Origin of the sequence: Castellaniella sp. GW247-6E4, from assembly GCF_040276065.1 — a bacterium.
Taxonomy (GTDB): Bacteria; Pseudomonadota; Gammaproteobacteria; order Burkholderiales; family Burkholderiaceae_B; genus Castellaniella.
In genome coordinates, this window is record NZ_JBELOI010000008.1 from 140,029 (window position 1) to 165,200 (window position 25,172).

Below are 25,172 nucleotides of genomic sequence, written 5' to 3' on the forward strand. Positions count from 1 at the left end.
GTTTGTCACGGCTGGGCCGGCTTGTCACTCCAGCCCCGGAGAAAGGAACACCCCATGTCAGAAAGACGATTCCGGCCCGCGCTCTCGGCGGTTTTGGCGGCAATGGCCATGCTGCTGGCCGCGTGCTCCGATGCGGATTCGCCCCCGGCCGCCGGCCCGGTGGCCGTGGCCAAGCCGAACATCCTCTTCATCGTGCTCGATGACCTGGGCGTGGACCAGATGACGTCCTACGGCTATGGCGGCGCCGGGCCGGCGAGGACGCCCAATATGACCGCCATCGCCCGCGCCGGCGTGCAGTTCCGCAATGCGTGGGCCATGCCCGACTGTACCCCGACGCGGGCCACTTTCTTTACCGGGCGCTATCCCTCCCAGGACAACGTGTTGAATGCGCTGGTGGCCACAGATCTGGCCAACTCCTCACCCTCGCCTTATGAAATGACGTTGCCCAAGCTCCTGAAGGCTCAGGGCTACACCAGCGCGCTGATCGGCAAAATGCATCTGACAGGCTCTGACCTGAACGGCGCGTTCAACCTGCCCTACGGCTACGACAGCATGTGGAAGCTGGGCTGGGATTATTTTGATGGCTTCCTGGACGGCGCGCCCTACAACGTCGACACTCGGGCGGGCCTGACAACCAAGGGCACCGATGTCGACAGCGGCCCCTACAAGTGCGGATTCATCCCGACGACCGATATCGATATGGCCAATGGCGCCGATTCCGGTGCGTGCTATTTCGCCGACGCGACATGCGCCGAGCTCGCAATCGGCGGCGAGGTCAAGACGCCGGGCCGCAGTTGCATGGAGCGCGGCGGCATCCTGGATCCGGGCCAGTCCTGCAAGGCCAATCCACCCACCTATATCGACTTCACGGCCCAGAACGGCTACTACACCGGTCGTTGGGTAAAAAGCACGGCCGGCGGCGACGGTTACGTCATCCCGGCCTCGGATCCGTCCTCGCGCGGCTACCGCAGCATCCTGGAGACCGACCGCGCCCTCACGTGGGCCGGACAGCAGCCTTCCGGGCGGCCCTGGATGTTGACGGTGGGCTATTCGGCCATCCATACACCCCTGCAGGTGCCGCCCGTGTCGCTGATCGCGGAGGACACGCCGGGTCGCAACGACGACCTGGTGTGCTCGCCGCGGGCCGACTCGGAGCGCACGCCGGTGTTGACGCAGGCCACCGATCTCATCGACAGCCACCTCATCACCAATCTGATGGTCGAGGCCGTGGACCGAAAGATCGGCGATCTGCTGGTGGGCCTGCGCCTGGCCCAGTACAAGGACGACGGCACGCTGGACTACCACCCGGAGCAGACCAATACCCTCGTTGTCGTCGTGGGCGACAACGGTACCTACGTGAACAGCGTCAAGTTCACCGCCCCGGGCCGCTTCGATCCCATGCGCGCCAAGGCCACCCCCTACCAGACCGGCGTGTGGGTGCCGCTGCTGGTGGCTGGCCCGATGGTCGCCTCGCCTGGTCGCGAGGTGCCACACATGGTGGGCTCGGTCGACCTGTATCGGCTGTTCGCCGATATTGCCGGCGCAGACCTGGATGCCGCCATTCCGGCCGGTCGCCCGATCGATGCGCAGCCCATGCTGGCCTACCTGAGCAATGCGAGCCAGGCGAGCATCCGCGGCACCAACTTCACCGAGATGGGCACCAACCTGCGGGCGGTCGGCTCGTCCGACAGCGAATACCCTTGCGTGATTCCCGCCGCCGACAACGTCTGCACGACCCTGTTTCCACAAAAGGGCGTGTGCCTGACTCAAGGGGGCATCTGGTACGGCGACAGCGACACCGCCGGGGAAACCGACAATGTGCCCGCGGGGGGCTATCACAACTGCTGCCAGGTCCAGGCATACCGCTCGGATCAGGGCAAAGCGACCACCTTCCTGCCGGTGGCCACCAAGGCGGTCACCGATGGTGTCTATAAACTGGTGCGCCAGACCCGCAACCAGTGCGATCCGGCCATGGGCAGTGCCGCCGACCCCAGCGACTACCGCTACAGCACCACCGGCTACGACATCATGGACGAGTTTTACCGGATCGACACCGCGACCCCGGACCCCACGCTGGACAAGGAAGGCAGCGAGCTCACCACCATCGAGCCACCGCCATTGGATACTTCGTCATTGACCGGCGAGCAGCAGCAGACCTACGCCCGGCTCAAGGACGAAATGGACCAGCATGACGCTGTCGCCCGCTATAACCTGGACTACGATGGTGTCAATTGCCCGGGCGATGGCAACCACGACCTGGTGGTGGACCAGAAAGACCTGGACAACTGGCAGGAACTGAGCCAGTTGAATGGCGGCCAATCGAGTTGGTATGACTTCAACCACGACGGTGCGACCGACGCAGCCGACCGGCAAATCATCCAGAACAATATGGGCAGAACCTGCTCGGGCGTGTGAATGAGGGCGGCGGCCCGCCTGCATCCCGCCACCGTGCGCTCCGTCTTCAGGGCCGGGTGCGTGGTGGCGGCTTACTCGATCGCCTTCGACAAGGAGCTATCGAGTTTATGCATCCGCAAAGCGACGTGGATTTCCAGCGCCTTGCTGCCATTGCGCCAGTCCCCGAGCAATTGATCGATCGTCTCGAGCCGCTGGCGCAAGGTGTTGATGTGGATGCCCAGGGCCCTGGCGGCCGGCTTGAAGCTGTGCGCCTCGTCCAGATAGGCCAGGAGGGTTTCACACAAGTTGGTGTTGCGGCGTTGATCGTGGGCGATGAGCTCGCCGACGCTGGCCTGGATGAATGAGCTGAGGTCCTTGCCGCCACGTTGTTCAAACAGCAGCGCATACATCGAAAACAGCGACTCGGAGACCAGCTCGTTGCTGCGTTTCAATGCCCGGAGCACATCGATGCACCGCTTGAGAGAACGGAAGCACTGCGGCAGCATGTCGATCCGGCCCAAGGTGCCCGAATAAACGCCGACGACGCTCAGGCGTGGGTTTTGCATCAGCTTGGCTTGAACGGCGGCTTCGGTCTCGTCCGCGTGGTGGGCGGCGTAAATGGCGACGATGAGGCCATCGAGCGTTTCCATCAAGACCGGGCCCGGCAAGCGTGGCCGCATGCTGTGCAGCGCATACTCCAGGTGATTGCCTTCGACGCGAAGCGCCATCATGCGCAGCGGGGCGTTCAGGTCCAGTCCCAGTGGCTCGGTCAAGGCCTGCAAGACGCTCAGGGGCTCTTGTTGCCAGGTCACCAGAGAACGGATCGTGGCCATGCTGCGGCTGCTCAGCGCATGTTTGCTGCGCTCCTCGGACAGCAGGGCCAGGCCTGCAACCAACGCGCCGCGCTCGAACGTGCGGACCTGGGTGTCCGAGATCGCGCCGGGCGAGAGCATCAGCATGGCGCCCAGCAAACGATCCGCGCCGGTGATCGCGGCGATTTTGATGATGAGCCCCGGCGCAGGAGCCACGGTTTGCGATTGGCCCGATGCACGGCTTTGGGCGACGGCCCTGTGCACCAGGTCTTGTACCGCCGTCGCTTGAATCAGGTCGGCCAATTGCGGCGCAAGGGCGGCTTGCGGCGCGGGCGCGTGGTGGGTGAGTTGCTCGGCCTCGTTGAGGAGTGCAATTTCCCCATCGAGCAGCGATGCGACCATTTGCAAGATATTGGTGACGGTGCCGCCCCGTGCCGCGAGCTTGGTCATTTGCTCGTGGGCTTCGGCAGCGTCCGCAATTTCGGCCGCTTGTTGATGCAGCAGGGCATTGGCTTCGCTCGCCCGTTGGAGGGCGACCTGCGTTTCTTGAAACAGGCGGGCGTTTTCGATGGCGATCGCCGCCTGGGCGGCCAATGTCGCCAGCATGGAAATCTCCCATGGCTCGTGGCTGCGCGGCTGGCGGTCGCAGACGCACAGAATGCCGATGCAGTGATTGCCCACCATCAGCGGCGCGCCGAGCAGGGAACAGACCCCTTCCTCGGTAATCGCGAGGTCGATGCCGCCGTCGTGCGTGAAGCCCTGGTCCTGCATGTAATTTGTACAGTGGTACGGGGTTTTGTGCTTTAGAACATGGCCGCAGATCCCGTGTTCGGGCGGGACGCGCACATTTCTGAAGCGGTCGGATGTCGCGCCATCCGTGGCGCGGATGTAGAAGTCATTGCGCACGCGATCATAGTTGGTCAGATAGCCGATGTCGGACGCAAAAATCTGCCGCGCGCGGCGCACGATTGCCTGGAGCACCAACTCCAGATCCCTGATCGCGGTGAGATCTTGCGCCGTCTCGAGGACCGCCAACAGCCCCTTTTCCCGCTGTAGCTGGATCGTCTGCTGTTTCTGGATGGAAAAGGCCGCCTGGATGCTCTCAGCCAGCAATGCCTTCTGGTCTGGATCTCGCGCCGTGGCATCGCCATATTCCTGCAATTGCCGCAGCTCGTCGGCCCCGGCGCCGTTGCGCAGCAGGTCCAGCAATCCGGCCTGGAACCGGATGGCGTCGATCGCCGGGCGCGCGGCCTGCGCATTGGCGGAGGGAGGTCTGGGTCGGCTGGTGGTCATGAGAAACGCGATATGACTTGTTCATCCATATCGTAAGCCATGGGGCAGTGAATCAAATGTATAAAAAATATATAAATAAGAAAATAAATAGATGAATCGTATATTGTTGCTCGGGCACGCGGAAGGCATCATTTCGATGAACTTCCAACCAAAGGAGACAAAATGAAAACGCTAATAGGGTCCGTGGCTGCAGCCCTGAGCCTGTGCATGGTCGCCGCGCCCGCGGTGTCTCAGCCTGAGAGGCCGGCCGAGATCAAGCTCGGCATGAGCACCTTCATGACAGGTTCGGCCGCCGTCCTGGGGATGCCCGCCAAAGTGGCGGCCGATATGTGGATCGAAGAGTTCAACGCCAAAGGCGGCCTCGATGGCGTCAAGCTCAAGCAGACCTGGATCGATGAGGGGCAGGGTGCGGACAAATTTCTGACAGAGTACCGCCGGCTGGCTCAGGAGCCTGGCGAAAAGGTGATGGTGTCCGCTATTTCCAGCGGGTATTGCGGTGCGCTGGCACCGGTCGCGGAGGACCTCAAAGTCATCAATATCCTGTGGGAGTGTTCCTCCGAGAAGGTGCTCGAGGGCAAGAACTACCGCTACGTATTCAAGACGGACCCCAATGGCACCATGGAGATGGTGGCGGCGGTGCTGCATCTACTCGAGATCAAGCCGGATTTCAAAACCCTGGCGGTGGTCAATCAGGACTACGCCTGGGGCCGCGATTCCTGGGATCTCTTTCGCGACACCCTGCGGGCGCTCAAGCCGGACGTCAAGATCGTTGCCGAGATGTTTCCGAAATTCGGTGCGCCCGACTTTTCCGCGGAAGTGACCCGCCTGCAAGCCTTGCGGCCGGACGTGGTGCTGTCCACCGCCTGGGGCGGAGACCTGGATACGTTCCTGCGCCAGGCCTCCCAGCGCGGCTTGCTGAAATCCGCGCAGTTCGTGCTGCCTTTGGCCGATTCCTCCCTCGAGCGCTTGGGCGACGCGGTGCCGCCGGGTGTCATCGTGGGTTTTGTCGGCGATGGCTACTTTGCCGATCCAGAGTTCGTGAATGACCCGAAGGCCAAGGATTTCGTGAAAAAGTTCAAGGACAAGACGGGTTTTTATCCGGATTTCGGGGTCTATCACATGGTTCAAGCGCTCGAAGCCATTACGCTGGCCTATGAAAAAACGCTGAAGGCCAATGGTGGGGCGTGGCCCACCACCGAGCAACTGGCCACCACCTTGCGCACACTGGAATACCGTGGCCTATCGCGGCCGATCAAGATGCGCGAAGACGGCCAGGCGATGCAGGGTCAGCTCTATGGCGTCACGCTGGAGCATTCCGACTATCCGTTTCCGCAGGTGGGCGAGTTGGTGTTCTATCCCGCCGAGCTGGTATCGCCGCCCGTGGGCGAGATATCGGCGGACTGGGTCAAGACGCTCAAGCCCGACATGCTGAAGAGCACGCTGATACACCGCGTGGGTAAATAAGCGACCGTCGCCCGGGAACGCTGAACATGAACTTCCATTTGTTGTTGCTGGCCGTGGTCGATGGGCTGTCGTACGCAAGCCTGCTGTTCATGATTGCGCTGGGCTTGACGCTGATTTGCGGCGTGTTTGGCGTCATCAATGTCGCCCACGGTAGTTTCTACGCGATCGGCGGCTATAGCGCAGCCACCGTGATGGCCTGGCTGCTGCCCGATGATGCATCGGTGCTGGTGCTGGTGTGCGCGCTGCTGGGCACGGCGGTATTGGTGGGCGGCGCGCTTGGCGCGCTGCTCGAACGGGGCATCATGCGGCGTTTCCAGGATCGCGATCCAGTGTTGCAGTTGCTGGTTACCTTCGCGGTCTTCATGATTCTCGAAAACCTGCAGCGCATGATCTGGGGGAGCACTCCTGTCAATGCGGGCGCGTTGGCTGGTCGCATGGGGACGGTCGAGCTGCTGGGCGTGACCTTCATGAGGTACCAGTTGCTGGTGGTGCCGGGAATCGCCCTGGCTTCTTTCGTGGGGTTGCAGTGTCTGCTGCGGTATTCCATCACGGGCCGCAAGCTGCTTGCGGTCATCCATCATCGCGAGGTGGCGACGGCGCTGGGCATCGATGCGGCGCGCATGGGTCTGATGACCTTTGCGCTCGGCGGCGCGTTGGGCGCGGTGGGCGGTGCGCTGTCCGTCCCCATGACCACATTCGTGCCGGGGGTGGCCGCCGATATGGTGGTCGCGTCCTTTGCCGTCATCGCCACTGCGGGGCTGGGGCAGATCACGGGGGCCTTGATTGCATCTATCCTCATCGGGCTGGCCCGGGCGCTGGCGGTCTATACCCTGCCGGAACTCGAGGTGGTCATGCCTTACCTCATGATGGTTGCCGTCCTGCTGGTGCGCCCCAGCGGTTTGTTCTCGGTCGCCGAGGCCAGGAGGATCTGATGCGGCATTGGACTTTTGCCTGGGCTATCGGCTGCGCGTCCGCCGCCCTGGCGGCCATGGCATGGCTATGGCCCTGGACGCGGATGCCTGTCATCACGTTCCTGAGCTATGGCATGGCGGCGCTCGGCTTGTCGGTCTTGATGCGGGCGGGGCAGGTCTCCTTCGGCCATGCCATGTACGCCCTGATTGCGGGCTACGGCACGGCGTTCACCGTCAGGGCGTTTCCCGGCGCCGATGCGCTGGTCGCGCTGGCGGCGGGTGTATCGAGCGCCGTCGTCCTCGGCGTGGTGGTGGCTGCCTTTGTGTCCCGTTATCGCGGGATATTTTTCGGCATGCTCAACTTGGGTATTTCGATGGTGTTCTATTCCCTGGCCGGAAAACTCTACACATGGACCGGTGGAACAGACGGCCTGCGCTTCGAGCGGCCGCCCTTGCTGGGGATGACGCTCGATCGCGGCGAGTTCGAGTGGGGCATGATGCTGCTGGCGCTCGCATCGGCCGTGCTGTTGGGCTGGGCCGTGCAGCGTTACTTCAGATCCTCGGCCGGTCAGATTGCCGCTGCGATACGCGTCAACGAGACCCGGCTCGAATATATCGGTTTGTCGGCCCGTGCGGCGATGGTCGAGGCGTATGTGCTCTCGTCCGCGCTGGTGGGCGTCGGCGGCGCCATGCTCGCGCTGGCGCAGGGGCTGATGACCCCCGAAGGCGGCTATTGGCTGCGCTCGGGCGAGTACGTATTCATTGCCATCCTGGGCGGAGCGGGCCATGCCATCGGGGCATTCCTCGGCGCGGCGGTATTCGAACTCATCCTGTTGATGGGTGCGGTGTACTTCACAAATATCTGGCAGATCGTGCTGGGCGCCACCTTGCTGGCCGTGATTTTCTTTGCCCCCTCGGGGCTGGTTGGGCGGTTCCGGCAATTCCGCCAGGGCAGGGCGGCCAGGGCGGTAAATCATGAATAGCGTAGCGGACGAGGTGCTGCTGCAGACCTCGGGGCTCACCTTGCGTTTCGGCGCGATTCAGGCGGCTGACGGCATCGACTTCACCTTGCACGCGGGGGAACATCTGGCGGTGATCGGGGCCAATGGCGCCGGCAAGACCACGTTCATCAATATTTGCACCGGCTACATCAAACCCACCAGTGGCACCGTGGTTTTCGCGGGGCGGGACATCACACGCAAAGGCCCCCGGCAGATCACCCGACTGGGGATCGGGCGCTCTTTCCAGCTTCCGCAATTGTTTCTCGAGCACACCGTGCAGGAGTGCCTGCAACTGGCATCGGTCGCGCGCAGCCGCAAGATTTCCCGCTGGGTCCCGTTGGCGCAAAATGCCGACGGCCGCGCGGTTGCTGAAATGCTCGAGCTGGTGGAGCTGGTGTCGTGCCGGAACGATCCGGCGTCGGTCTTGCCGGAAGGCCATCGCAAGCTGCTGGACGTGGCCATTGCGCTGATGTTGGAGCCCAGGCTCATGATCATGGACGAACCGACCAGCGGCGTGGCCTCGGAGGACAAGCATGCGGTGATGCGGACCATCATGGCCGCGCTGCGGCAGCGCAATGTGACCAGTTGGTTCGTCGAGCATGACATCGACATCGTACTGGCGTATGCCACGCGCGTCGCGGCGTGGATCGATGGGCGGGTTGCGGCCGATGGCGAGCCGCAAGCCGTCTTCGCCGATCCGACCATTCGTCGCGAAGTACTGGGAGAGCGCTGAGATGGGCCTGCACATCGAATCCATGCGCGTGGACCTGGCCGGGAACGTGGTGCTGCGCAATGTGAGCGTCAGCCTGCCAGAGGGCGAGACGGTGGCGGTCGTCGGGTGCAACGGCGCGGGCAAGACGACCTTGCTGCGAAGCATCATGGGGCTGGTGAAACCGATCTCGGGCCGCATTGTGCTCGATGGCCGGGACATCAGCAAGGAGCCCCCGCATTTGCGGGCCGCCTTGGGGTTCGGCTATGCGCCTGAGGACAGGGTCATTTTTCCTTCGCTGACCGTTGCCCAGAACATCGCCTTGCCTTGCGAGGTGCAGCACGTGCCCGGGCGCGACATCGCGCAGAGAGTGGGGATGGTGCTGGCGGCCATGCCGCAGCTCGAGCCCATGTTGCCGCGTTCGGGGGCGGCGCTCTCGGGCGGGCAGGGCAAGATGGTCGCTTTAGCCCGCGCCTTGATGGCCGGAACCCGGTTCGTCCTCCTGGACGAACCATTCCAGGGGCTGGCACCGGTGTTGGCCAAGCAATACGGGGACGCGCTCAGGGCCTTGCGCCGGTCCCATCCACATCTTTGTGTGGTGATCACCGAATCCAATGCATCTTTGCTGGACGGTGTACAGACCCGCACGCTGTTTATTGAACGGGGCTATGTGAGGGCCGATCGCGCGCGCGCCCCGCATGGCCATGGAGCATCGGGAGAAAACGAATGAATGCGACAGAGGCGGGGCTGCCCTTGGGCGACGGCCCTCTTAGAGGGCTGGTGGTCATCGATGTCACGCGCGTGGTGGCGGGCCCCTATTGCACCATGATGTTGGCCGACCTCGGGGCGACGGTAATCAAGGTCGAGAATCCGGCGGAACCGGATTATGTGCGAACATTCCCGCCTTTTGTGGAGGGTGAAAATGGCCGGGCCAGCGCGTTCTTCGCACAGTACAACCGGCACAAGCTCAGTGTCAGCCTCAACTTGAAAACCGGCGAAGGCCAGGCCTTGTTGCGCAAGCTGGTGGGCCAGGCCGACATGCTCGTCGAGAATTTCCGCCCGGGGACGATGGCGAAATTGGGACTGGACTACGAGGCGTTGAAGGATGAGAACCCCGGCCTCGTCTATGTCTCGATCAGTGGATTCGGGCAGACAGGCCCCCATTCGCTACGCCCCGCTTACGACAACAGCGCCCAGGCAACCGGTGGGTTGTGGTCCTTCAACGGGGAGAAAGGCCGGCCGCCCGTCCGGGTGGGCACGATCATCGGGGACCTATCGGCATCCTTTTATGCGGCCATCGCGGCCCTGGCCGCTGTCATGCACGCCCGGCAGACGGGGGAAGGACAACTGGTCGATGTGGCGCAGCAGGATTCCGTGGTGACGTTGACTGAGCATGCGGTGGTCAATTTCACCGTCGATCATGTCGTGGCGCAGCCTCTGGGAAATGATCACCCGTTCGTGCGCCCCTACGGCCAGTTCGCGTGCAAGGACGGTTTCGTGTTTTTCGGCGCCTATACGGATAAATTTTGGCGCGAGGCGTGCAGGATATTCGGCGAGCCCGATCTGATCGCGGATACCGAGATCGATACCATGGAAAAACGATTCGACCCGCAAGTGTACGAGCACCACGTGGCGCCCGTCGTCAGGCGATGGTGCGCCGATCGCACCAAGGCCGAGTTGGAGGAAATGGCCGGGGATCTCATCCCCCTCACGCCCATCAAGACCATGGCCGAGGTGGTGCAGGATCCGCATCTGGGCGTGCGCGAGATGTTTGTGCCGGTCGTCATGGATGGCGTCCCGGTGACGGTGTTCGGCAGCCCGATGAAGCTGTCGAAAACGCCGGTGCGGGCGGCGGGGATCGCCCCGGCGTTTGGCGAGCATAATGCCACGGTGTTCGGTGGCTGGGCGGGCCTGAGCGCCGGTGATCTGGAGCGCTTGCGCGCACAGGGCGTGATCTGATGGCCATCGACTATGACGTGCGCGACCGAATTGCGCACATCCGCTTCAACCGCCCCGAGAAACTCAATGCCTTGACGCTGGAGATGTACGACCAGCTCGCACAGGCCTTTGCGCGCGCCGGCGTGGATGACGAGGTGCGCGTCGTGCTCCTGACGGGGGCGGGCAGCCGCGCGTTCTGCGTCGGGGCGGATCTGACGGAATCCATACCGGCATTGGCCGAGGGGCGGTTCGATATCTCGGAGTGGGATGGCGCGCACCTCAAGCAGCCGGGTTTCTACAAACCTGTGGTGGCGGCGGTCAACGGCTTGTGCATGGGGGGCGGCTTCGAGATCATGCTGGCGGCCGATATCCGGGTGGCCGCGGACACTGCGGTTTTCGCGCTTCCCGAAGCATCCCTGGGCTTTGTGCCGGCGGGTGGCACGCTCGTGCGCCTGGTCCGCCAGATTCCCTATGCGTTTGCGATGGAGCTGATGATGACGGCAGAGCGCTTTCCCGCCAGCCGGCTGGCGGAAATGGGCGTGCTGAACCGGATCGTCCCCGCTGCCGAGCTGGCGCAGGTTGCGCTGGCATATGCCGAAAACATTGCCCGGAACGGAGCAGTCGCGCTGTCCGTGATCAAGGAGGCGGCCTCGACGCTGGGACATCTCCCCTTCGAGGCGGCATTCGCGCGCGAAGCGCAACTGGGCCAACGCGCATTCACGTGCGACGAAGCCAAGGCGGGCCTGCGGCGCTTTCTTGAGCGCTGAGCCCGGGGCCATCCCGGGGCCGGCAATTCGGCGGGCCGCGGCGGAAATTATTTTTCTATGTAAAGGAAATGCATGACCATCCATTCACGGCTTCCCAATTTTCGCAATCTCGCGCCCGCGCAGCGCCTGGCGCATGTGGCGCAGGCCTGTGGCTTGGACGAGGACGATGTGGCGTTACTCGACAAGCCGGGCGCGCTGGAGCTGTCCCGCGCGGACGGCATGATCGAGAACGTCATTGCCACCTTTGAGTTGCCCATGGGGGTGGCGGGCAACTTCACCATCAATGGCAAAGACGTGCTCGTGCCCATGGTGGTCGAGGAGCCTTCGATCGTTGCCGCGGCCTCGTTCATGGCCAAGCTGGCCCGGGACTGCGGCGGCTTCGAGACGTCCAGCACCGGTCCCCTCATGCGCGCGCAGGTACAAATCCTGGGGACTGCCGATCCCCACGGGGCCAGGCTGGCATTGCTCAAGCGCCGCGACGAGATCCTTGCCCTGGCCAACAGCCGCGACAAAGTCCTCATCGACCTGGGAGGCGGCTGCCGCGATATCGAGGTTCATGTTTTTCCCGATACGCCCCGCGGCCCCATGGTGATCATGCATCTGATCGTGGATGTGCGCGACGCCATGGGCGCCAACACTGTCAACACCATGGCTGAGTCCGTCTCGCCCTTGGTGGAAAGATTGACGGGCGGGCAGGTGCGCCTGCGCATTCTCTCCAATCTGGCGGACCTTCGACTGGCGCGGGCTCGGGTGCGACTGACCCCCGAGGTCTTGGAAACTCCGGAATACAGCGGTTCCCGGATCATCGAAGGGGTGATCGACGCTTATACCTTTGCCGCCGTGGATCCCTATCGTGCCGCCACGCACAACAAGGGCATCATGAACGGCATCGATCCGATTATCGTGGCGACTGGCAATGACTGGCGCGCCGTCGAGGCCGGGGCTCATGCCTGGGCCTGTCGCAAGGGACGCTATACGTCCTTGAGCACCTGGGAAAAGGACGCCGGCGGCGCGCTGGTGGGAACTCTCGAGATGCCGATGCCCGTGGGGCTGGTCGGCGGCGCCACCAAGACGCATCCCCTGGCTCGGACCGCGTTGAAGATCATGAGCGTGACTACGGCGCAGGAACTGGGCGAGGTGGCGGTTGCTGTCGGGTTGGCCCAGAACCTGGGCGCCTTGCGTGCTTTGGCCACGGAAGGCATCCAGCGCGGACACATGGCCCTGCATGCCCGCAATATCGCGATGGGGGCCGGCGCCGTGGGTGACGAGATCGATGCGCTGGCCCGGCAATTGGCCGCCGACCACGATGTGCGCACCGATCGCGCGGTGGAACTGTTGCGGGCGCTGCGCGCCAAGTGACCGCGGTCCCGGCGCGTGGGGGCTCATGCTTCATGTGCCTCTCGGTCGGGGGCTCGGGCGGAATGCGCCTTCCTGAAACCTCACTCGATGTTTTGCGCCTGTTCGCGCATCTGCTCGATGAGGAGCTTGAGGTCGATCGCCGCCTGGGTGACTGATAGCGCCGCCGATTTGGAGCCCAGCGTGTTGGCCTCGCGGTTCATTTCCTGGAACAGGAAGTCCAGCCGCTTGCCGCGGCTGCCCTTGAGCGACGCCTGCGTCCCGGGGGCACCGGGGTCGCCCAGTATGTGCCGCAGCTCGGCCAGGTGCGAGCGCAGGCGGGCGATTTCCTCGGCCACGTCCACGCGCAGGCCGAACAGCCCGGCTTCTTGTGCGATCCGCGCCGAGAGCTCGGCGCCGCTGATCTGGGCAAAGCCCTCGGGACTGACGGCCTCGAGCGCCTCGCGCAGGCGCTGGGCCACGCGGGCCTGTTGCCCCTCGACCAGGCCGGGCAGCTCGGCCTCGACCCGGTCCACGATGCCGCCCACCTCGTGGGCCGTCTCCAGCATGGCCTGGGCGAGGCGCCCGCCTTCGCGCTCGCGCGCCGCCGTAAACTCGTCGAGCGCCTGCTCCATCGCGCGCTCGCACAGGGGCATCCAGGCTTCGGGATCCAGCGCGCCGCGCTCGCCACCGCCCAGCAGCTCAGCCAGTGTCGGCGCGGGGACGTCGGGGATGATGGCGCGCGCGGCGCGCAGTTGTTCAGCCAAAGCGTGCAGGGTGCCGAGGTCGATGCCACGCGATACGGCGCCGGTGGCGGCCGCATAGGCGATGCGGATCTCGATCTTGCCGCGCTGCGTTCGCCGGTTCAGGATTTCGCGCAGGCGGGACTCGGCAAAGCGTAGATCCTCGGGCACGCGCAGGTTGACATCCAGGTAGCGGTTATTGACGCCGCGGATTTCGATGCTGATGGAGCCGGGCTCGGATTCCAGGCGCACCGCGCCGAAGGCCGTCATGCTGCGAATCATGGCTTGTCCCGTGTTTATCTACAATGTGGGCGTATTGTAATCTTGAACCTCGGCAATCCCTCTTGCCCACTGACGGAAACCTTTGATGCCTGAACATTCATCACTCGACGCGCGCCCCTCCGGCCGCTCGCCCGACGAGCTGCGCGACGTGCGCCTCTTGACGGGATATACCCGCTACGCCGAAGGCTCGGTGCTGGCCTGCATGGGCGACACTCAAGTCCTGTGCAATGCCAGCATCCTCGACAAGGTGCCGCCCTTTCTCAGGGGCGAGGGGCGCGGCTGGGTGACGGCGGAATACGGGATGTTGCCGCGGGCCACGCATACGCGCGGCGATCGCGAGGCGGCGCGCGGCAAGCAAAGCGGCCGTACCCAGGAAATCCAGCGTCTGATCGGCCGCAGCCTGCGCGCCGTTTTCGACCTGCATGCCTTGGGCGAGCGCACCATCCATCTGGACTGCGACGTCCTGCAGGCCGATGGCGGTACGCGCTGCGCCAGTATTACCGGCGCCTGGGTGGCCGCGGCACTGGCGGTGCGCCGCCTGCGGCAACAGGGCGCGCTGGCCGGCGACCCCTTGATCGGGCAGGTGGCCGCCGTGTCGGTCGGTATCGTCGGCGGGCGTCCGGTGCTGGATCTGGATTACCCCGAGGACTCGGCCTGCGACACCGACATGAACGTCGTCATGACCGGAGCCGGGCAATACGTCGAGGTGCAAGGCACGGCCGAGGGCGGCAGCTTCCAGCGCACGGCGCTCGACGCGCTGCTGGATCTGGCGGGCGCGGGGATTTCACGTCTGCTCGCCTTGCAGGCCCGCGCGCTCGAGGAGGCCGAGGCATGATGCGCGTCGTGCTGGCCTCGAACAATCCTGGCAAACTCAGGGAATTTTCCGCCATCCTTGGCGTGGCGGGCCTCGAGATGGTGCCCCAGGGCGACCTGGGGGTGTCTGAGGCAGAAGAACCCTACGGCACGTTCATCGAGAATGCGCTCGCCAAGGCGCGCCATGCCAGCCGGGCAACTGGCCTGCCGGCGCTGGCCGACGATTCCGGGCTGTGCGTGCACGCGCTGAGAGGCGCCCCCGGTGTCCATTCGGCGCGCTACGCGAGCCTGCGGGGCGGCCCGCGCAGCGACGAGGCCAATAATGCCCGGCTCATGGCCGAGATGGCTGGCCGCGACGATCGCCGCGGCTCTTATGTGGCGGTGCTGGCCTTCCTACGCACGGCCGAGGATCCGCGTCCGATCGTGGCCGAGGGCGTCTGGGACGGCGAGGTGTTGGATCAGCCGCGCGGCGCCAATGGTTTTGGCTATGACCCGTATTTTTATCTGCCAGACTTGGGCATGACGGCGGCCGAGCTGTCGCCGGCCCGTAAAAACATCCTCAGCCACCGCGCCCGCGCCCTGCAAAGCCTGCTTCGGAGCCTGCAGGGCGCGTCGGCCGAAACAGTCGACCCGAACCCTTGAAGAAACTCGTCCCAGTCCCGATGCCCGAGCGCGATGACGCCCGCCCGGGCGTGCGCGGCAAGCCCGCGCTCGTCGCCTTGCCGCCGCTGTCCCTGTACGTGCATGTGCCGTGGTGTGTGCGCAAGTGCCCGTATTGCGACTTCAACTCGCATGAGCGCGCCGGAGGGCCGCCCGAAGAGGATTATCTTGCTGCCTTGCAGGCGGACCTCGAACAGGCCGTCCCATCGGTCTGGGGCCGCACTGTTTCCACGGTCTTTATCGGCGGGGGGACGCCCAGCCTGTTGTCCGCTGGCGCGGTGGACCGCATGATGGCCCTGTTTCGCGCCTGTCTGAACCTGGAGCCTGATGCGGAGGTGACTCTCGAGGCCAACCCGGGGACCGCCGAGGCGGACCGTTTCGAAGGCTATGCCCGGGCCGGCGTGAACCGCCTCTCGCTGGGGGTCCAGAGCTTTGACGACCGGGCGCTCGAGGCCCTGGGCCGTATCCATGACGGCGCCCAGGCGCGGCGCGCGATCGAGATGGCCCTGCGCGCGGTCGAACGGGTGAACCTCGACCTGATGTATGCGCTGCCTGGACAGACCCTCGCGGCGTGCGAGCGCGACCTGCGCGAGGCCATGTCCTACCGCACAGGCCACTTGTCGCTCTATCACCTGACGATGGAGCCGAACACCGTCTTTGCGAAATATCCCCCCAAGGTGCCCGACGACGACGCGAGCGCCGCGATGCAGGACCGCATCGTCGAGCGGATGGGGGAGGGCGGCTGGGAACGCTACGAGGTCTCGGCCTATGCCCGTCCCGGGCAGGCTTGTCGGCACAATCTGAACTACTGGCGCTTCGGGGACTACCTGGGCATCGGCCCGGGCGCGCATTCCAAACTGTCGTTCCAGGATCGCATCCTGCGCCAGGCCCGCGCGCGCATGCCTGATTCCTGGATGCGTCAGGCCCTGGCATACGACGGCAGCCACGTCGCCGAGGAGCGGGTACTCAGGGCGGGCGATCTGGGCTTCGAATTCATGCTCAATGCCCTGCGCCTCAAGGATGGCGTCGAGGGCGGCCTGTTCATCGAGCGCACCGGACTGTCCCTGCTGTCGATCCTGCCGGCGATGCGCCGAGCCGCCGAACGCGGCCTGCTCGAACCGGGCCTGGAGAGGATCCGCGCCACGCCGCTGGGCTGGCGCTTTCTGAACGACCTCCAAATGGAATTCCTGGCGGAGTAAGCCGTTTTTCGTCTCGAATGCACCAAAAGGGGGCGCCCGCGCTTTATAATTTGCACTCTTGTGGTGCGAGATGCTCACAGACTCCCCATCGTCGCGTGCCCACCTTGTCCCTGGCGCGCCCAAAGGGTTGGCACGTTTGTTGCTCTACAACCCGTAAGCCATCGGCTTTTCCCTCAATTCATCAGTGTTAGACAGGAGCTCTCATGTCCACCAACGAAGAAGTCGTGAAGATGATCGCCGAACGCGAAGTCGCGTTCGTGGACTTTCGCTATACCGACACTCTGGGCCGCGAACACCACCTGACCACGCCGGCGCATGTCGTGGACGAGGACAAGATGGAGGCGGGCGTCGCCTTCGATGGCTCGTCGCTGCCGGGCTGGAAGGGCATCGAGGCGTCGGACATGCTGCTGATCCCCGATCCCTCGACGGCGCGCATGGACCCGTTTCGCGAGGAGGCTACGCTGATTCTGACCTGCGACGTGGTCGAGCCGTCCGACCTCAAGGGCTATGATCGCGACCCGCGCTCCCTCGCGCGCCGGGCCGAGGCCTACCTCAAGTCCAGCGGCCTGGGCGACACCGCGTACTTTGGCCCCGAGCCCGAGTTTTTCGTGTTCGACAGCATCAGCTGGAATGCCGAGATGTCCGGCTGTTTCGTCAAGATCCGCTCCGACGAGGGGGCTTGGTCCAGCGCGGACGATGCCAACGGCACCAATCTGGGGCATCGGCCAGGCATCAAAGGCGGCTACGTGCCAGTGCCGCCGGTTGATTCCTTTCAGGACATGCGCTCGGAGATGTGCCTGCTGATGGAACAGCTCGGCGTCCCCGTCGAGGTCCACCATCACGAGGTCGCGACCGCGGGCCAGCTCGAGATCGGCACGCGCTTCAGCACATTGGTGCAGCGCGCCGACTGGAACCAGATCATGAAGTACGTGATCCACAACGTGGCCCACGTCTATGGCAAGACCGCGACCTTCATGCCCAAGCCCATCGTGGGCGACAATGGCTCGGGAATGCACGTGCACCAGTCCATCTGGAAGGACGGCCAGAATCTGTTCGCCGGCAACGGCTACGGGGGCCTGTCCGAGTTTGCCTTGTATTACATCGGCGGCATCATCAAGCATGCGCGCGCCCTGAACGCCCTCACCAATCCCTCGACGAACTCCTACAAGCGCCTGGTGCCGCATTACGAAGCGCCGGTCAAACTCGCCTACTCGGCGCGCAACCGTTCCGCCTCCATCCGCATTCCCTATGTCGGCAACCCCAAGGCGCGCCGCATCGAGGCGCGTTTTCCGGACCCCCTGGCCAATCCCTACCTGGCGTTCTCGGCGTTGATGATGGCGGGCCTGGACGGCGTTCAGAACAAAATCCACCCGGGCGATCCGGCCGATAAGAATCTGTACGATCTGCCGCCCGAGGAGGACGCCCAGATCCCGACGGTTTGCTCGTCGCTGGAGCAGGCTCTCGAGGCGCTGGACCGCGACCGCGAGTTCCTGACGCGCGGCGGCGTGTTCAGCAACGATCTGATCGACGCCTATCTCAACCTCAAGGCCGTCGAGCTCGACCGCCTGCGCGTGACCCCGCATCCTGTCGAGTTCGATATGTACTACAGCCTGTAGGCTGGATCGACCATGGACCCCTCCGGCTACGACCTGCTGAAGACCGCGGTCCTGTTGTTGGATGGGGGCCTGCGGATCCGCCATGCCAATACGGCGGCGGAGGAACACTTCGGCCTGTCGCGCCGCCAGCTCGAGGGCATGGAGGCCGCCAGGCTCATCGATGGGGCCCAGAGCGTGGTCAAGGTGCCGCTGCGCGGGGCGCCATGGGCCTGGCTCTACGAGATCCCCGTGCGGACGGCGGTGCTGGACGATCGGCAGCACATCCATGCCGACCAGGCGGCGCAGCGCGAGTCCTTGCGCAATCTCGCCCATGAGATCCGCAATCCCCTGAGCGGCTTGCGCGCCGCCGCGCAACTGCTCGAGGGCGAGCTCGATGACCCGGGGCTCAAGGATTACACGGGGGTCATCATTGCGGAGGCCGACCGCCTGGTGGATCTGGTCGAGCGCCTGGTGTCCTCGCAGCGGCAGGGGCTGGAGGTCCGCTGCTTCAACATCCACGAGGTCTGCGAGCGGGTCTACACCCTGTTGGCGGCCGAGCATGGCCGCCGGATCGAGATTGTGCGTGACTACGATGCGTCGGCGCCCGAGGTTCGGGCGGATTTTTCTCGTGTGCTCCAGGCCCTGCTCAACGTGGCCCGCAATGCGGGCCAAGCCCTGGCCGAGCAGCCCCAGAATCCCGCGCCCCGACTGGTGCTGCGCACGCGCGTCGGCCACCAACTGGTGCTGCCGCGGCGCCAGGTGCGCATGGGCCTCGTATTGTCCGTCGTCGACAATGGCCCGGGCGTGCCCGAGGCGCTGCGCGACAAGATCTTTCACCCCTTGCTGACGGGGCGCGCCCAGGGCACGGGACTGGGCCTGAGCCTGGCCCAGGAGTTCATGCAACAGCACGGCGGTCTGGTGGAATTCGATTCACGGCCCGGTCACACCGAATTTCGCCTGATTCTGCCCATGGAGCCTCTATGAACCCTGTATGGGTCGTCGATGACGAAAAGACCGTGCGCTGGGTCTTGGAAAAGGCTCTGAACAAGGAAGGCTTGCCGGTGCGCGTTTTCTCGGACGGCATCACCGCGCTGGAGGCGCTCGATCAAGGCGAGCAGCCCTCGGTGGTGCTCACCGATGTTCGCATGCCGGGCCGCGATGGTTTCACGCTGATGGCGGAGATCAAGGCGCGCGCGCCGAGCACGCCGGTGATCATCATGACGGCGTTCACCGATCTGGATACGACCGTCGCCGCCTTTCAGCGCGGCGCCTTCGACTATCTGGCCAAACCCTTCGACGTCGAGGCTGCGATCCTCACCATCCGCCGCGCCGCCCAAGAGCGGGCCGATGCCCGGCCACAGGAGGATCAGGCCGGGCGCGGCGCGCTCATGCCCTCGCACGCGCCCGCGATGCAGGAGGTCTTCCGCGCCATTGGGCGCCTGGCGGCCTCACGGGCGACGGTGTTGATCACGGGCGAGTCGGGCACCGGCAAGGAGCTCATCGCACGGGCCCTGCACCAGCACAGCCAGCGTGCCACGGGACCGTTTATCGCGGTCAATGCGGCGGCGATTCCGCGCGACTTGCTCGAGGCCGAGCTCTTTGGGCACGAGCGCGGGGCTTTCACCGGCGCGGTGCAGGCCCGGCGCGGGCGTTTCGAAGAGGCCCGCGGCGGCACCCTGTTCCTGGACGAAATCGGCGACATGCCGGCAGAGCTGCAGACGCGCCTGCTGCGCGTCCTGGCCGAGGGCAGCTTTTACCGCGTGGGCGGCACGCAAGCTCTCACGGTGGATGTGCGGGTGGTGGCCGCCACCCATCAGCCGCTGGAGCGGCGCGTGGCCCAGGGCTCTTTTCGCGAGGATTTATTCCATCGGCTCAACGTGATTCGCCTGCGCCTGCCGCCGCTGCGCGAGCGCCGCGAAGACATTGCCTCGCTGGCCGCGCATTTCCTGAGCGCCAGCGCCGCCGAGCTCGGCGTGCCGGTGCGCACTCTCAGCCCCGAGGCGCTCGAAGCCCTCGAGCGCTTCGACTATCCCGGCAATATCCGGCAGCTCGAAAATATCTGCCAGTGGCTGACCGTGATGGCACCCAGCCGGACGGTCGAGCGGCGCGACCTGCCCCCGGAGGTCCTCGATGCCGATTTTGGTGCCGGCCTTGCGGGCAGCAGGGTGGACGCCGATGCGGCGGCGCCGGCCGCCGGCCTGCCGCAAGAGCAGGCCGGGCCGGAGTGGACGGCCGCCCTTGGCGAGGATGCGCGCCGCCGCCTGGGCCGCCAGGAGCCCTGCGTCATGGAGACCTTGTCGATGAGCTTCGAGCGCGCGGTGATCAGTGCCGCCCTGGCCTACAGTGGCGGCCGGCGCGGGGAAGCGGCCCGGCGCCTGGGCATCGGCCGCAACACGCTGGCGCGCAAGTGTCGGGAACTGGGCGTAGACGCCGGTGGCGCGGACGAGTGTCCTGTGCGGATTAACCGAACAGGACACTAGGTCCCGTCAATATCGCATCGGGCAGTGACGCCGGCCGGGCTGCCCCGCAGGCAGGCCTGGGCGCGCCGGGCCAATAAGGCTTCGCGGCGCACGAAGGCCGCGATTTCGGGGGTGGCCGGGTGGTGGTGCAGGCCATAGGGGGTGTCCCATTGCGCCAGGGTGTGGGAATGCATCACCCCGATCTGATCCGCAATGGCAAAGGCTTCAGCCTGGTTGTGGGTGACCAGCAGAGCGGTGCGGCCCGAGGCCTTGAGGATGTCGCGCAACTCAAAGGCGAGTTTCTCGCGGGCATCGATATCCAGGTTTGAAAACGGCTCGTCGAGCAGGAGCAGGTCGGGCTCGGGCGCGAGCGCGCGCGCAAGGGCCACGCGCTGCTGCTGCCCGCCCGAGAGCTGGTGCGGGTAGCGGTCGCCCAGGTTGCTGAGGTCGGTGAGGGCCAGCATTTCGCGCACCCTGCGCCCGCGCGCCTCGGCGGTGAGGCGGCGCAGGCCGAATCCCACGTTCCCGCAGACCGTCAGGTGGGGGAACAGGGCATAGTCCTGAAACATCATGCCGACCCGCCGGTGCTCGGGCTCGACCTGGCCGCCGGCGCTCGAGAGCACGCGCCCGGCCAGGCGGATCTCGCCCTTGTCCAGGGGTTCGAAGCCCGCGATGGCCCGCAGCACAGTGGTTTTCCCGCAGCCCGAGGCGCCCAGCAGGCAGGCGATCTGGCCGCCCTCCAGGGACAGGCTGAGATCGTTCACGGCCCGCAGCCGGCCATTGGTCGCGGGGTAGCTCAGATAAATGTGATCCAGTTCCAGCATTGGGGCCTCAGGGGGTCTTTCGGTTCTGCATGCGAGCCAGCACGATGACGGGAATCAGGCCCGCCAGCACGATGCCCAGCGCGGCAATCGCGCCTTCCTCGTAGGAACCGCGGGCGGCTTCGCCGTACAGCCATGTCGCCAGCGTATCGAAGTTCATGGGCCGCAACAGCAGCGTGGCCGGCAATTCCTTCATGCTGTCGACGAATACCAGCAGCGCGGCTGTGGCCAGCGCCGGCCGCAGCAGTGGCAGGTGGATGCGGCGTAGGGTGCCATTGACGCTTTCGCCCAGCAGGCGCGCCGCCTGCTCGATCGAGGGCGGGATGCGGGTGAGACCCGCCTCGATGCTGCCCACCGAGATTGCCATGAAGCGGATGGCGTAGGCGCCGGCGAGGACCATGGGCGAACCCATCAGGAACAGCTCGGCCGGCGCCATGCCCAGGGTGTCGCGCACCAGGGCCAGGCCGCGCTCGAAAGCCATGATCGGAAAGAGCAGCCCGATCGCCAGCACCGTTCCGGGCAGGGCGTAGCCAAGGGTGGCCAGGCGCGGCAGGGCGCGCAGCCAGCGCGAGGGCCGCAACATGATGCGTGCGCTCCAGGCAACGACCAGGCCCAGGCCCACCGTGATCGCTGTCGCCAGCAGGGACACCGATACGGTGTTCACCCCCGCGTGCAGCAGCCGCGGCGAGGGGGCGCCGCTGATCATCAGCCATTCGCCGGTCTGGATCAGCAGGTAAGCCGCGGGCGCGCCGAATCCGACGAGTACGGGCCAGGCGGCCAGGGCGGTGGCCGTCCAGGCGGCGGCCCCGCGCAGGCGCCGGGCCTGGATGGGGTGCGGACGCCGCGAGCCGGCATAGCGCAGCATGCGCCGTCCGTGGCGTTCCGCCGCGATCAACATCATGACCAGGGCCAGCATCACCAGCGCGATCTGGGCGGCGCCGCTCAGGTCCGAGCGGCTCACCCAGGTCGAATAGACCGACACCGTGAGGGTCTGGATGCCGAGGAATTCGGATGCGCCGATGTCGTTGAGGGTTTCCAGCAAGACCAGGCTCAGGCCGACCGCGATCGCCGGCCGCGCCATGGGCAGGGCCACCCGGAAGAACGTGCTCCAGGGGCCATGGCCGAGCAGGCGGGCGGCCTCGAGCAGACTGGCCGCCTGGGTGGCGAACATGCTGCGGGTGGTCAGGTAGACATAGGGATAGAGGACGAATCCCAGCAGGCCGATGGCGCCGGGCAGATTGCGCAGGTCGGGCAGGCGGAACTCGCGCGGGCTGTCGTAGCCCAGCAGCATCCGCAGCGCGCTCTGGACCGGACCGATGGGATGCAGGATATCCAGATAGGCGTAGGCCACGATGTAGGTGGGCACCGCCAGCGGCAGCAGCATCGCCCAGGACAAAGTGCGGCGCAACGGAAAGTCGTAGGCGGTGACCAGCCAGGCGCCGCCCACGCCCAGCCCGGCGCTGAGGATCCCGACGCCCGCCAGGAGCGCCAGCGTCCGGGCAAAAGCGCCGGGCAGCACGTAATCCAGCAGGTGTGCCCAGTGCTCGAACGAACCCTGAGCGGCCAGGCTCAGCAGCGAGGCGACGGGCGCCAGTACGCCGATCCCCGCCAGGATCATGCCAAAGTGCCAGATGCGCGCCTGAGCGCGCGACCCAGAGGGAAAGCCGGTCAAGCCATTACCGCCCGGAGGGCGTCCGCTATTGATTCAGTCCAACCTTGTCGACCAGCTCGCTGGCGAGCTTCCGATGCCGGGCGATCTCGGTGAGCGGCAGATCGTCCACCTGCAGCGTGCCGAAGCTCGCGACCACGGGGTCGAGGGCGACGCCGGCCTTGACAGGGTATTCATAGTTCGCCTTGGCGTACAAGCTCTGGGCCTCGTCGGAGACCAGATACTCCAGCAACTGGACCGCCTGGGCCTGATGAGGGGCATGCCGGGCGACGGCCGCGCCCGAGATGTTCACGTGCGTGCCCGCGGAACCCTTGAAGGTTGGGCGCACGACTTTGATGGCCTCGCCCCACTTGTAGCCGTCGGAGTCCGGTGGTGAGTTTTTCATCCGGCCCACATAATAGGCATTGGCGATGCCGATGTCGCAGATGCCGCCTAGAATGTCTCGCGCCACGTCACGGTCGCCGCCCGTCGCGGGCCGTCCGAGGTTGGCCTTGACGCCGCGCAGCCACTGCTCGGCCGCCGCGGCGCCGTCGTGCGCGATCAACGCCGCAATCAGCGCGGTGTTGTAGGGGTGCTGGCCCGAGCGGATGCAGACCTTGCCTTTCCATTTCGGATCGGCGAAATCCTCGTAATTCAGAGCCTGAATGTCCAGGTCCTTGGCAACGTAGGCGACGCGGTCGCGCAGCGACAGCGCATACCACTGGCCGTCGGCGCCGCGCAGGTTCGCCGGGATCACGGATTCCAGTACCTTGGACTGCACGGGCTGGGTGATGCCGCCATCGACCAGGTCGAGCAGATTGCCGATGTCCACGGTCATCAGCACGTCGGCCGGGGATTGCGCCCCCTCGGTCTTGACACGTTCGAGCAGACCGTCCTTGACGAACACGGTGTTGACCTTGACGTTCGACTGCTGGGTGAAGGCGTCCAGCAGCGGCTGGATCAGCTTGGGCTCACGGGTGGTGTAGAGGTTCACTTCGGCGGCCATTGCGGCCGAAGCCGCCAGCATCGGCAAGCCGAGCGCCAGTGCGGCCAGCCGATGCTTGAATCGGGAAGGGTTGGAAAGGGGCGAGGGCATGCGAATGGCTCCCGTGGCGGTCTGCGCCGAGTGCGTGGTTAAGAGGGTATTGAGGGCAGGAATGATAATGATTATCAAAACTTCCGCAGTGCAAAGATTACCTGACCGCTACTTGAAAGTAAACTGAAACGAAGCGGCGCAGCGGGGTAGGGTGCGTCGGTGCGCCGCTCCGCAGGCATCCCGGGCCGATGTCTGCGGAGCGGCTGGGGCCTGGCGCGCGTTTCGCGTGCGGGCCCGGCGAGCCTCGGACTTATTGCAGGCGGATGTTCTGCGAGCGGATGATGCCGCCCAGCAGCTCGGTTTCCTTTTCCACGCGGGTCTTCATGCCCTCGGGCGTCGTGCCCACCGCCTTCCAGCCTTGCGTGAGCAGTTTTTCCTGGGTGGCGGGGGTCTTGAGGATGTCCATGATGCTGGCCGAGATTTTCTGCTGGACGGCCTCGGGCAGGCTCGCCGGTCCGACGAGCGCGGTCCAGACCTCGAGGGTGAAATCCTTGACCCCGGCTTCGGACAAGGAAGGCACGCTCGGCACGAGCGGGCTCGGGCCGGCGGTGGTCACGCCGATCGCCTTGAGCTTGCCCGCCTCGACCTGGGGCATGGCCACGCCCGGGGGCATCAGCGCCATCTGCACCTGGCCGCCGATCAGGGCCGTCACCACGGCCGGGTTGCCGCCGGTGTAGGGCACCAGCATGGGCTTCAGGCCCGGGACCTCGCCTTTGAGCAGCTCCATGCCCAGGTGCGAAACCGAGCCGACCCCCACCGAGCCGTAGTTCCAGCGGTCGCCTTCCTGCCGGGCTTTGTCGAAGAATGCGGTGCCGCCGGGTTCGCTCGCGGGCGCGACCAGGATCAGCGGCGCGGTCGTCAGCAGGCTGATGTAGCTGAAATCCTTGACGGGGTCGTAGGGCAGGCTGGGGTAGAGCATCTGGGACGAGGTCAGGTTGCCGTTGATGACGATGCCCAGTGTGTGCCCGTCGGTCGCCTTGGCCACGTGGTCGGCTGCGATATTGCCGCTCGCCCCGGGCTTGTTCTCGATGATGACGGGTTGGCCCAACAGCTTGGAGAGTGGCTCGGAAAGAGTGCGCGCGACCATGTCCGGGGTGGATCCCCCGGGAAAGCCCACGACCAGTTTGACCGGCTGGGTCGGCCAGTCCTGGGCATGCGCGCCCATCGATGCGGTGAGAGCTGCGGCGGCCGCGGCCATGACGAATGTGCGACGTTGCATTGAAGGTCTCCGT

At 65.4% G+C, this 25,172-nt stretch carries 21 protein-coding genes; 15 read left to right on the forward strand and 6 right to left on the reverse strand.

All coding sequences use genetic code 11. The annotated features are described in order from the left end of the window. Nucleotides 1–54 precede the first annotated feature (54 nt). Nucleotides 55–2,415 (forward strand): sulfatase family protein, encoded by a 2,361-nt coding sequence (locus ABS761_RS11480; RefSeq protein ID WP_350408460.1) that lies wholly within the window; start codon nucleotides 55–57, stop codon nucleotides 2,413–2,415. Between the two features lie 71 nt (nucleotides 2,416–2,486). On the opposite strand, the gene ABS761_RS11485 is transcribed toward ABS761_RS11480, so the two are convergent. Further along, nucleotides 2,487–4,499, reverse strand: coding sequence for a helix-turn-helix domain-containing protein (locus tag ABS761_RS11485; protein WP_350408461.1), 2,013 nt, complete (start codon nucleotides 4,497–4,499; stop codon nucleotides 2,487–2,489). A gap of 162 nt (nucleotides 4,500–4,661) precedes the next feature. Between ABS761_RS11485 and ABS761_RS11490 the strand changes: the two genes are divergently transcribed. The 8 genes from ABS761_RS11490 (at nucleotide 4,662) to ABS761_RS11525 (ending at nucleotide 12,648) form a co-directional block, all read left to right on the forward strand. After that, on the forward strand, nucleotides 4,662–5,963 hold the full coding sequence (locus tag ABS761_RS11490; RefSeq protein WP_350408462.1) for an ABC transporter substrate-binding protein: 1,302 nt from the start codon (nucleotides 4,662–4,664) through the stop codon (nucleotides 5,961–5,963). A gap of 26 nt (nucleotides 5,964–5,989) precedes the next feature. Further along, entirely contained in the window at nucleotides 5,990–6,895 is a 906-nt protein-coding gene (locus ABS761_RS11495; protein WP_350408463.1) for a branched-chain amino acid ABC transporter permease, read from the forward strand. Beyond that, nucleotides 6,895–7,857: a branched-chain amino acid ABC transporter permease gene (locus ABS761_RS11500; protein WP_350408464.1), complete on the forward strand. Its 963-nt coding sequence runs from the start codon at nucleotides 6,895–6,897 to the stop codon at nucleotides 7,855–7,857. Before ABS761_RS11495 ends, ABS761_RS11500 begins: the two co-directional genes overlap by 1 nt. Continuing rightward, entirely contained in the window at nucleotides 7,850–8,608 is a 759-nt protein-coding gene (locus ABS761_RS11505; protein WP_350408466.1) for an ABC transporter ATP-binding protein, read from the forward strand. The genes ABS761_RS11500 and ABS761_RS11505 overlap by 8 nt, the downstream gene beginning before the upstream one ends. Nucleotide 8,609: 1 nt before the next feature. Further along, nucleotides 8,610–9,314, forward strand: a complete 705-nt coding sequence (locus ABS761_RS11510) for an ABC transporter ATP-binding protein (RefSeq protein ID WP_350408467.1) — start codon at nucleotides 8,610–8,612, stop codon at nucleotides 9,312–9,314. Continuing rightward, entirely contained in the window at nucleotides 9,311–10,543 is a 1,233-nt protein-coding gene (locus tag ABS761_RS11515; protein ID WP_350408469.1) for a CaiB/BaiF CoA transferase family protein, read from the forward strand. The genes ABS761_RS11510 and ABS761_RS11515 overlap by 4 nt, the downstream gene beginning before the upstream one ends. Beyond that, a complete protein-coding gene (locus tag ABS761_RS11520; protein WP_350408470.1) occupies nucleotides 10,543–11,289 on the forward strand; it encodes an enoyl-CoA hydratase/isomerase family protein in 747 nt (248 codons plus the stop codon). The genes ABS761_RS11515 and ABS761_RS11520 overlap by 1 nt, the downstream gene beginning before the upstream one ends. A 72-nt stretch (nucleotides 11,290–11,361) precedes the next feature. Then, the gene (locus ABS761_RS11525; RefSeq protein WP_350408471.1) at nucleotides 11,362–12,648 is read left to right on the forward strand and encodes a hydroxymethylglutaryl-CoA reductase, degradative; all 1,287 of its coding nucleotides are present in this window, start codon (nucleotides 11,362–11,364) and stop codon (nucleotides 12,646–12,648) included. A gap of 80 nt (nucleotides 12,649–12,728) precedes the next feature. Here the strand turns inward: ABS761_RS11525 and ABS761_RS11530 are convergent, their stop codons facing one another. Further along, entirely contained in the window at nucleotides 12,729–13,649 is a 921-nt protein-coding gene (locus ABS761_RS11530; protein ID WP_350408472.1) for a YicC family protein, read from the reverse strand. 85 nt (nucleotides 13,650–13,734) lie between these two features. On the opposite strand from ABS761_RS11530, the gene rph reads away from it, so the two are divergent. From rph to ntrC, 6 genes are all read left to right on the forward strand, one after another. Then, the gene (rph, locus tag ABS761_RS11535; protein WP_350408473.1) at nucleotides 13,735–14,484 is read left to right on the forward strand and encodes a ribonuclease PH; all 750 of its coding nucleotides are present in this window, start codon (nucleotides 13,735–13,737) and stop codon (nucleotides 14,482–14,484) included. Continuing rightward, on the forward strand, nucleotides 14,481–15,104 hold the full coding sequence (rdgB, locus tag ABS761_RS11540; protein ID WP_350408474.1) for an RdgB/HAM1 family non-canonical purine NTP pyrophosphatase: 624 nt from the start codon (nucleotides 14,481–14,483) through the stop codon (nucleotides 15,102–15,104). The genes rph and rdgB overlap by 4 nt, the downstream gene beginning before the upstream one ends. A gap of 20 nt (nucleotides 15,105–15,124) precedes the next feature. Further along, complete coding sequence (hemW, locus tag ABS761_RS11545; protein ID WP_350408528.1) at nucleotides 15,125–16,321, forward strand: radical SAM family heme chaperone HemW; 1,197 nt, start codon at nucleotides 15,125–15,127, stop codon at nucleotides 16,319–16,321. 203 nt (nucleotides 16,322–16,524) lie between these two features. Then, nucleotides 16,525–17,937 carry a type I glutamate--ammonia ligase gene (glnA, locus tag ABS761_RS11550; protein WP_350408475.1) on the forward strand — a complete coding sequence of 471 codons (1,413 nt, stop codon included), beginning with the start codon at nucleotides 16,525–16,527 and terminating at the stop codon, nucleotides 17,935–17,937. A gap of 12 nt (nucleotides 17,938–17,949) precedes the next feature. Further along, complete coding sequence (glnL, locus tag ABS761_RS11555; RefSeq protein ID WP_350408476.1) at nucleotides 17,950–18,900, forward strand: nitrogen regulation protein NR(II); 951 nt, start codon at nucleotides 17,950–17,952, stop codon at nucleotides 18,898–18,900. Further along, on the forward strand, nucleotides 18,897–20,396 hold the full coding sequence (gene ntrC, locus ABS761_RS11560; protein WP_350408477.1) for a nitrogen regulation protein NR(I): 1,500 nt from the start codon (nucleotides 18,897–18,899) through the stop codon (nucleotides 20,394–20,396). Before glnL ends, ntrC begins: the two co-directional genes overlap by 4 nt. On the opposite strand, the gene ABS761_RS11565 is transcribed toward ntrC, so the two are convergent. From ABS761_RS11565 to ABS761_RS11580, 4 genes are all read right to left on the reverse strand, one after another. Continuing rightward, entirely contained in the window at nucleotides 20,393–21,199 is an 807-nt protein-coding gene (locus ABS761_RS11565; RefSeq protein WP_350408479.1) for an ABC transporter ATP-binding protein, read from the reverse strand. The two genes, ntrC and ABS761_RS11565, sit on opposite strands and share 4 nt — an antisense overlap. 7 nt (nucleotides 21,200–21,206) lie before the next feature. Beyond that, on the reverse strand, nucleotides 21,207–22,814 hold the full coding sequence (locus ABS761_RS11570; RefSeq protein WP_350408529.1) for an ABC transporter permease: 1,608 nt from the start codon (nucleotides 22,812–22,814) through the stop codon (nucleotides 21,207–21,209). A gap of 79 nt (nucleotides 22,815–22,893) precedes the next feature. After that, nucleotides 22,894–23,940, reverse strand: a complete 1,047-nt coding sequence (locus ABS761_RS11575) for a Fe(3+) ABC transporter substrate-binding protein (RefSeq protein ID WP_502881417.1) — start codon at nucleotides 23,938–23,940, stop codon at nucleotides 22,894–22,896. A gap of 250 nt (nucleotides 23,941–24,190) precedes the next feature. Further along, nucleotides 24,191–25,159, reverse strand: a complete 969-nt coding sequence (locus ABS761_RS11580) for a Bug family tripartite tricarboxylate transporter substrate binding protein (RefSeq protein WP_350408480.1) — start codon at nucleotides 25,157–25,159, stop codon at nucleotides 24,191–24,193. Nucleotides 25,160–25,172 lie beyond the last annotated feature (13 nt).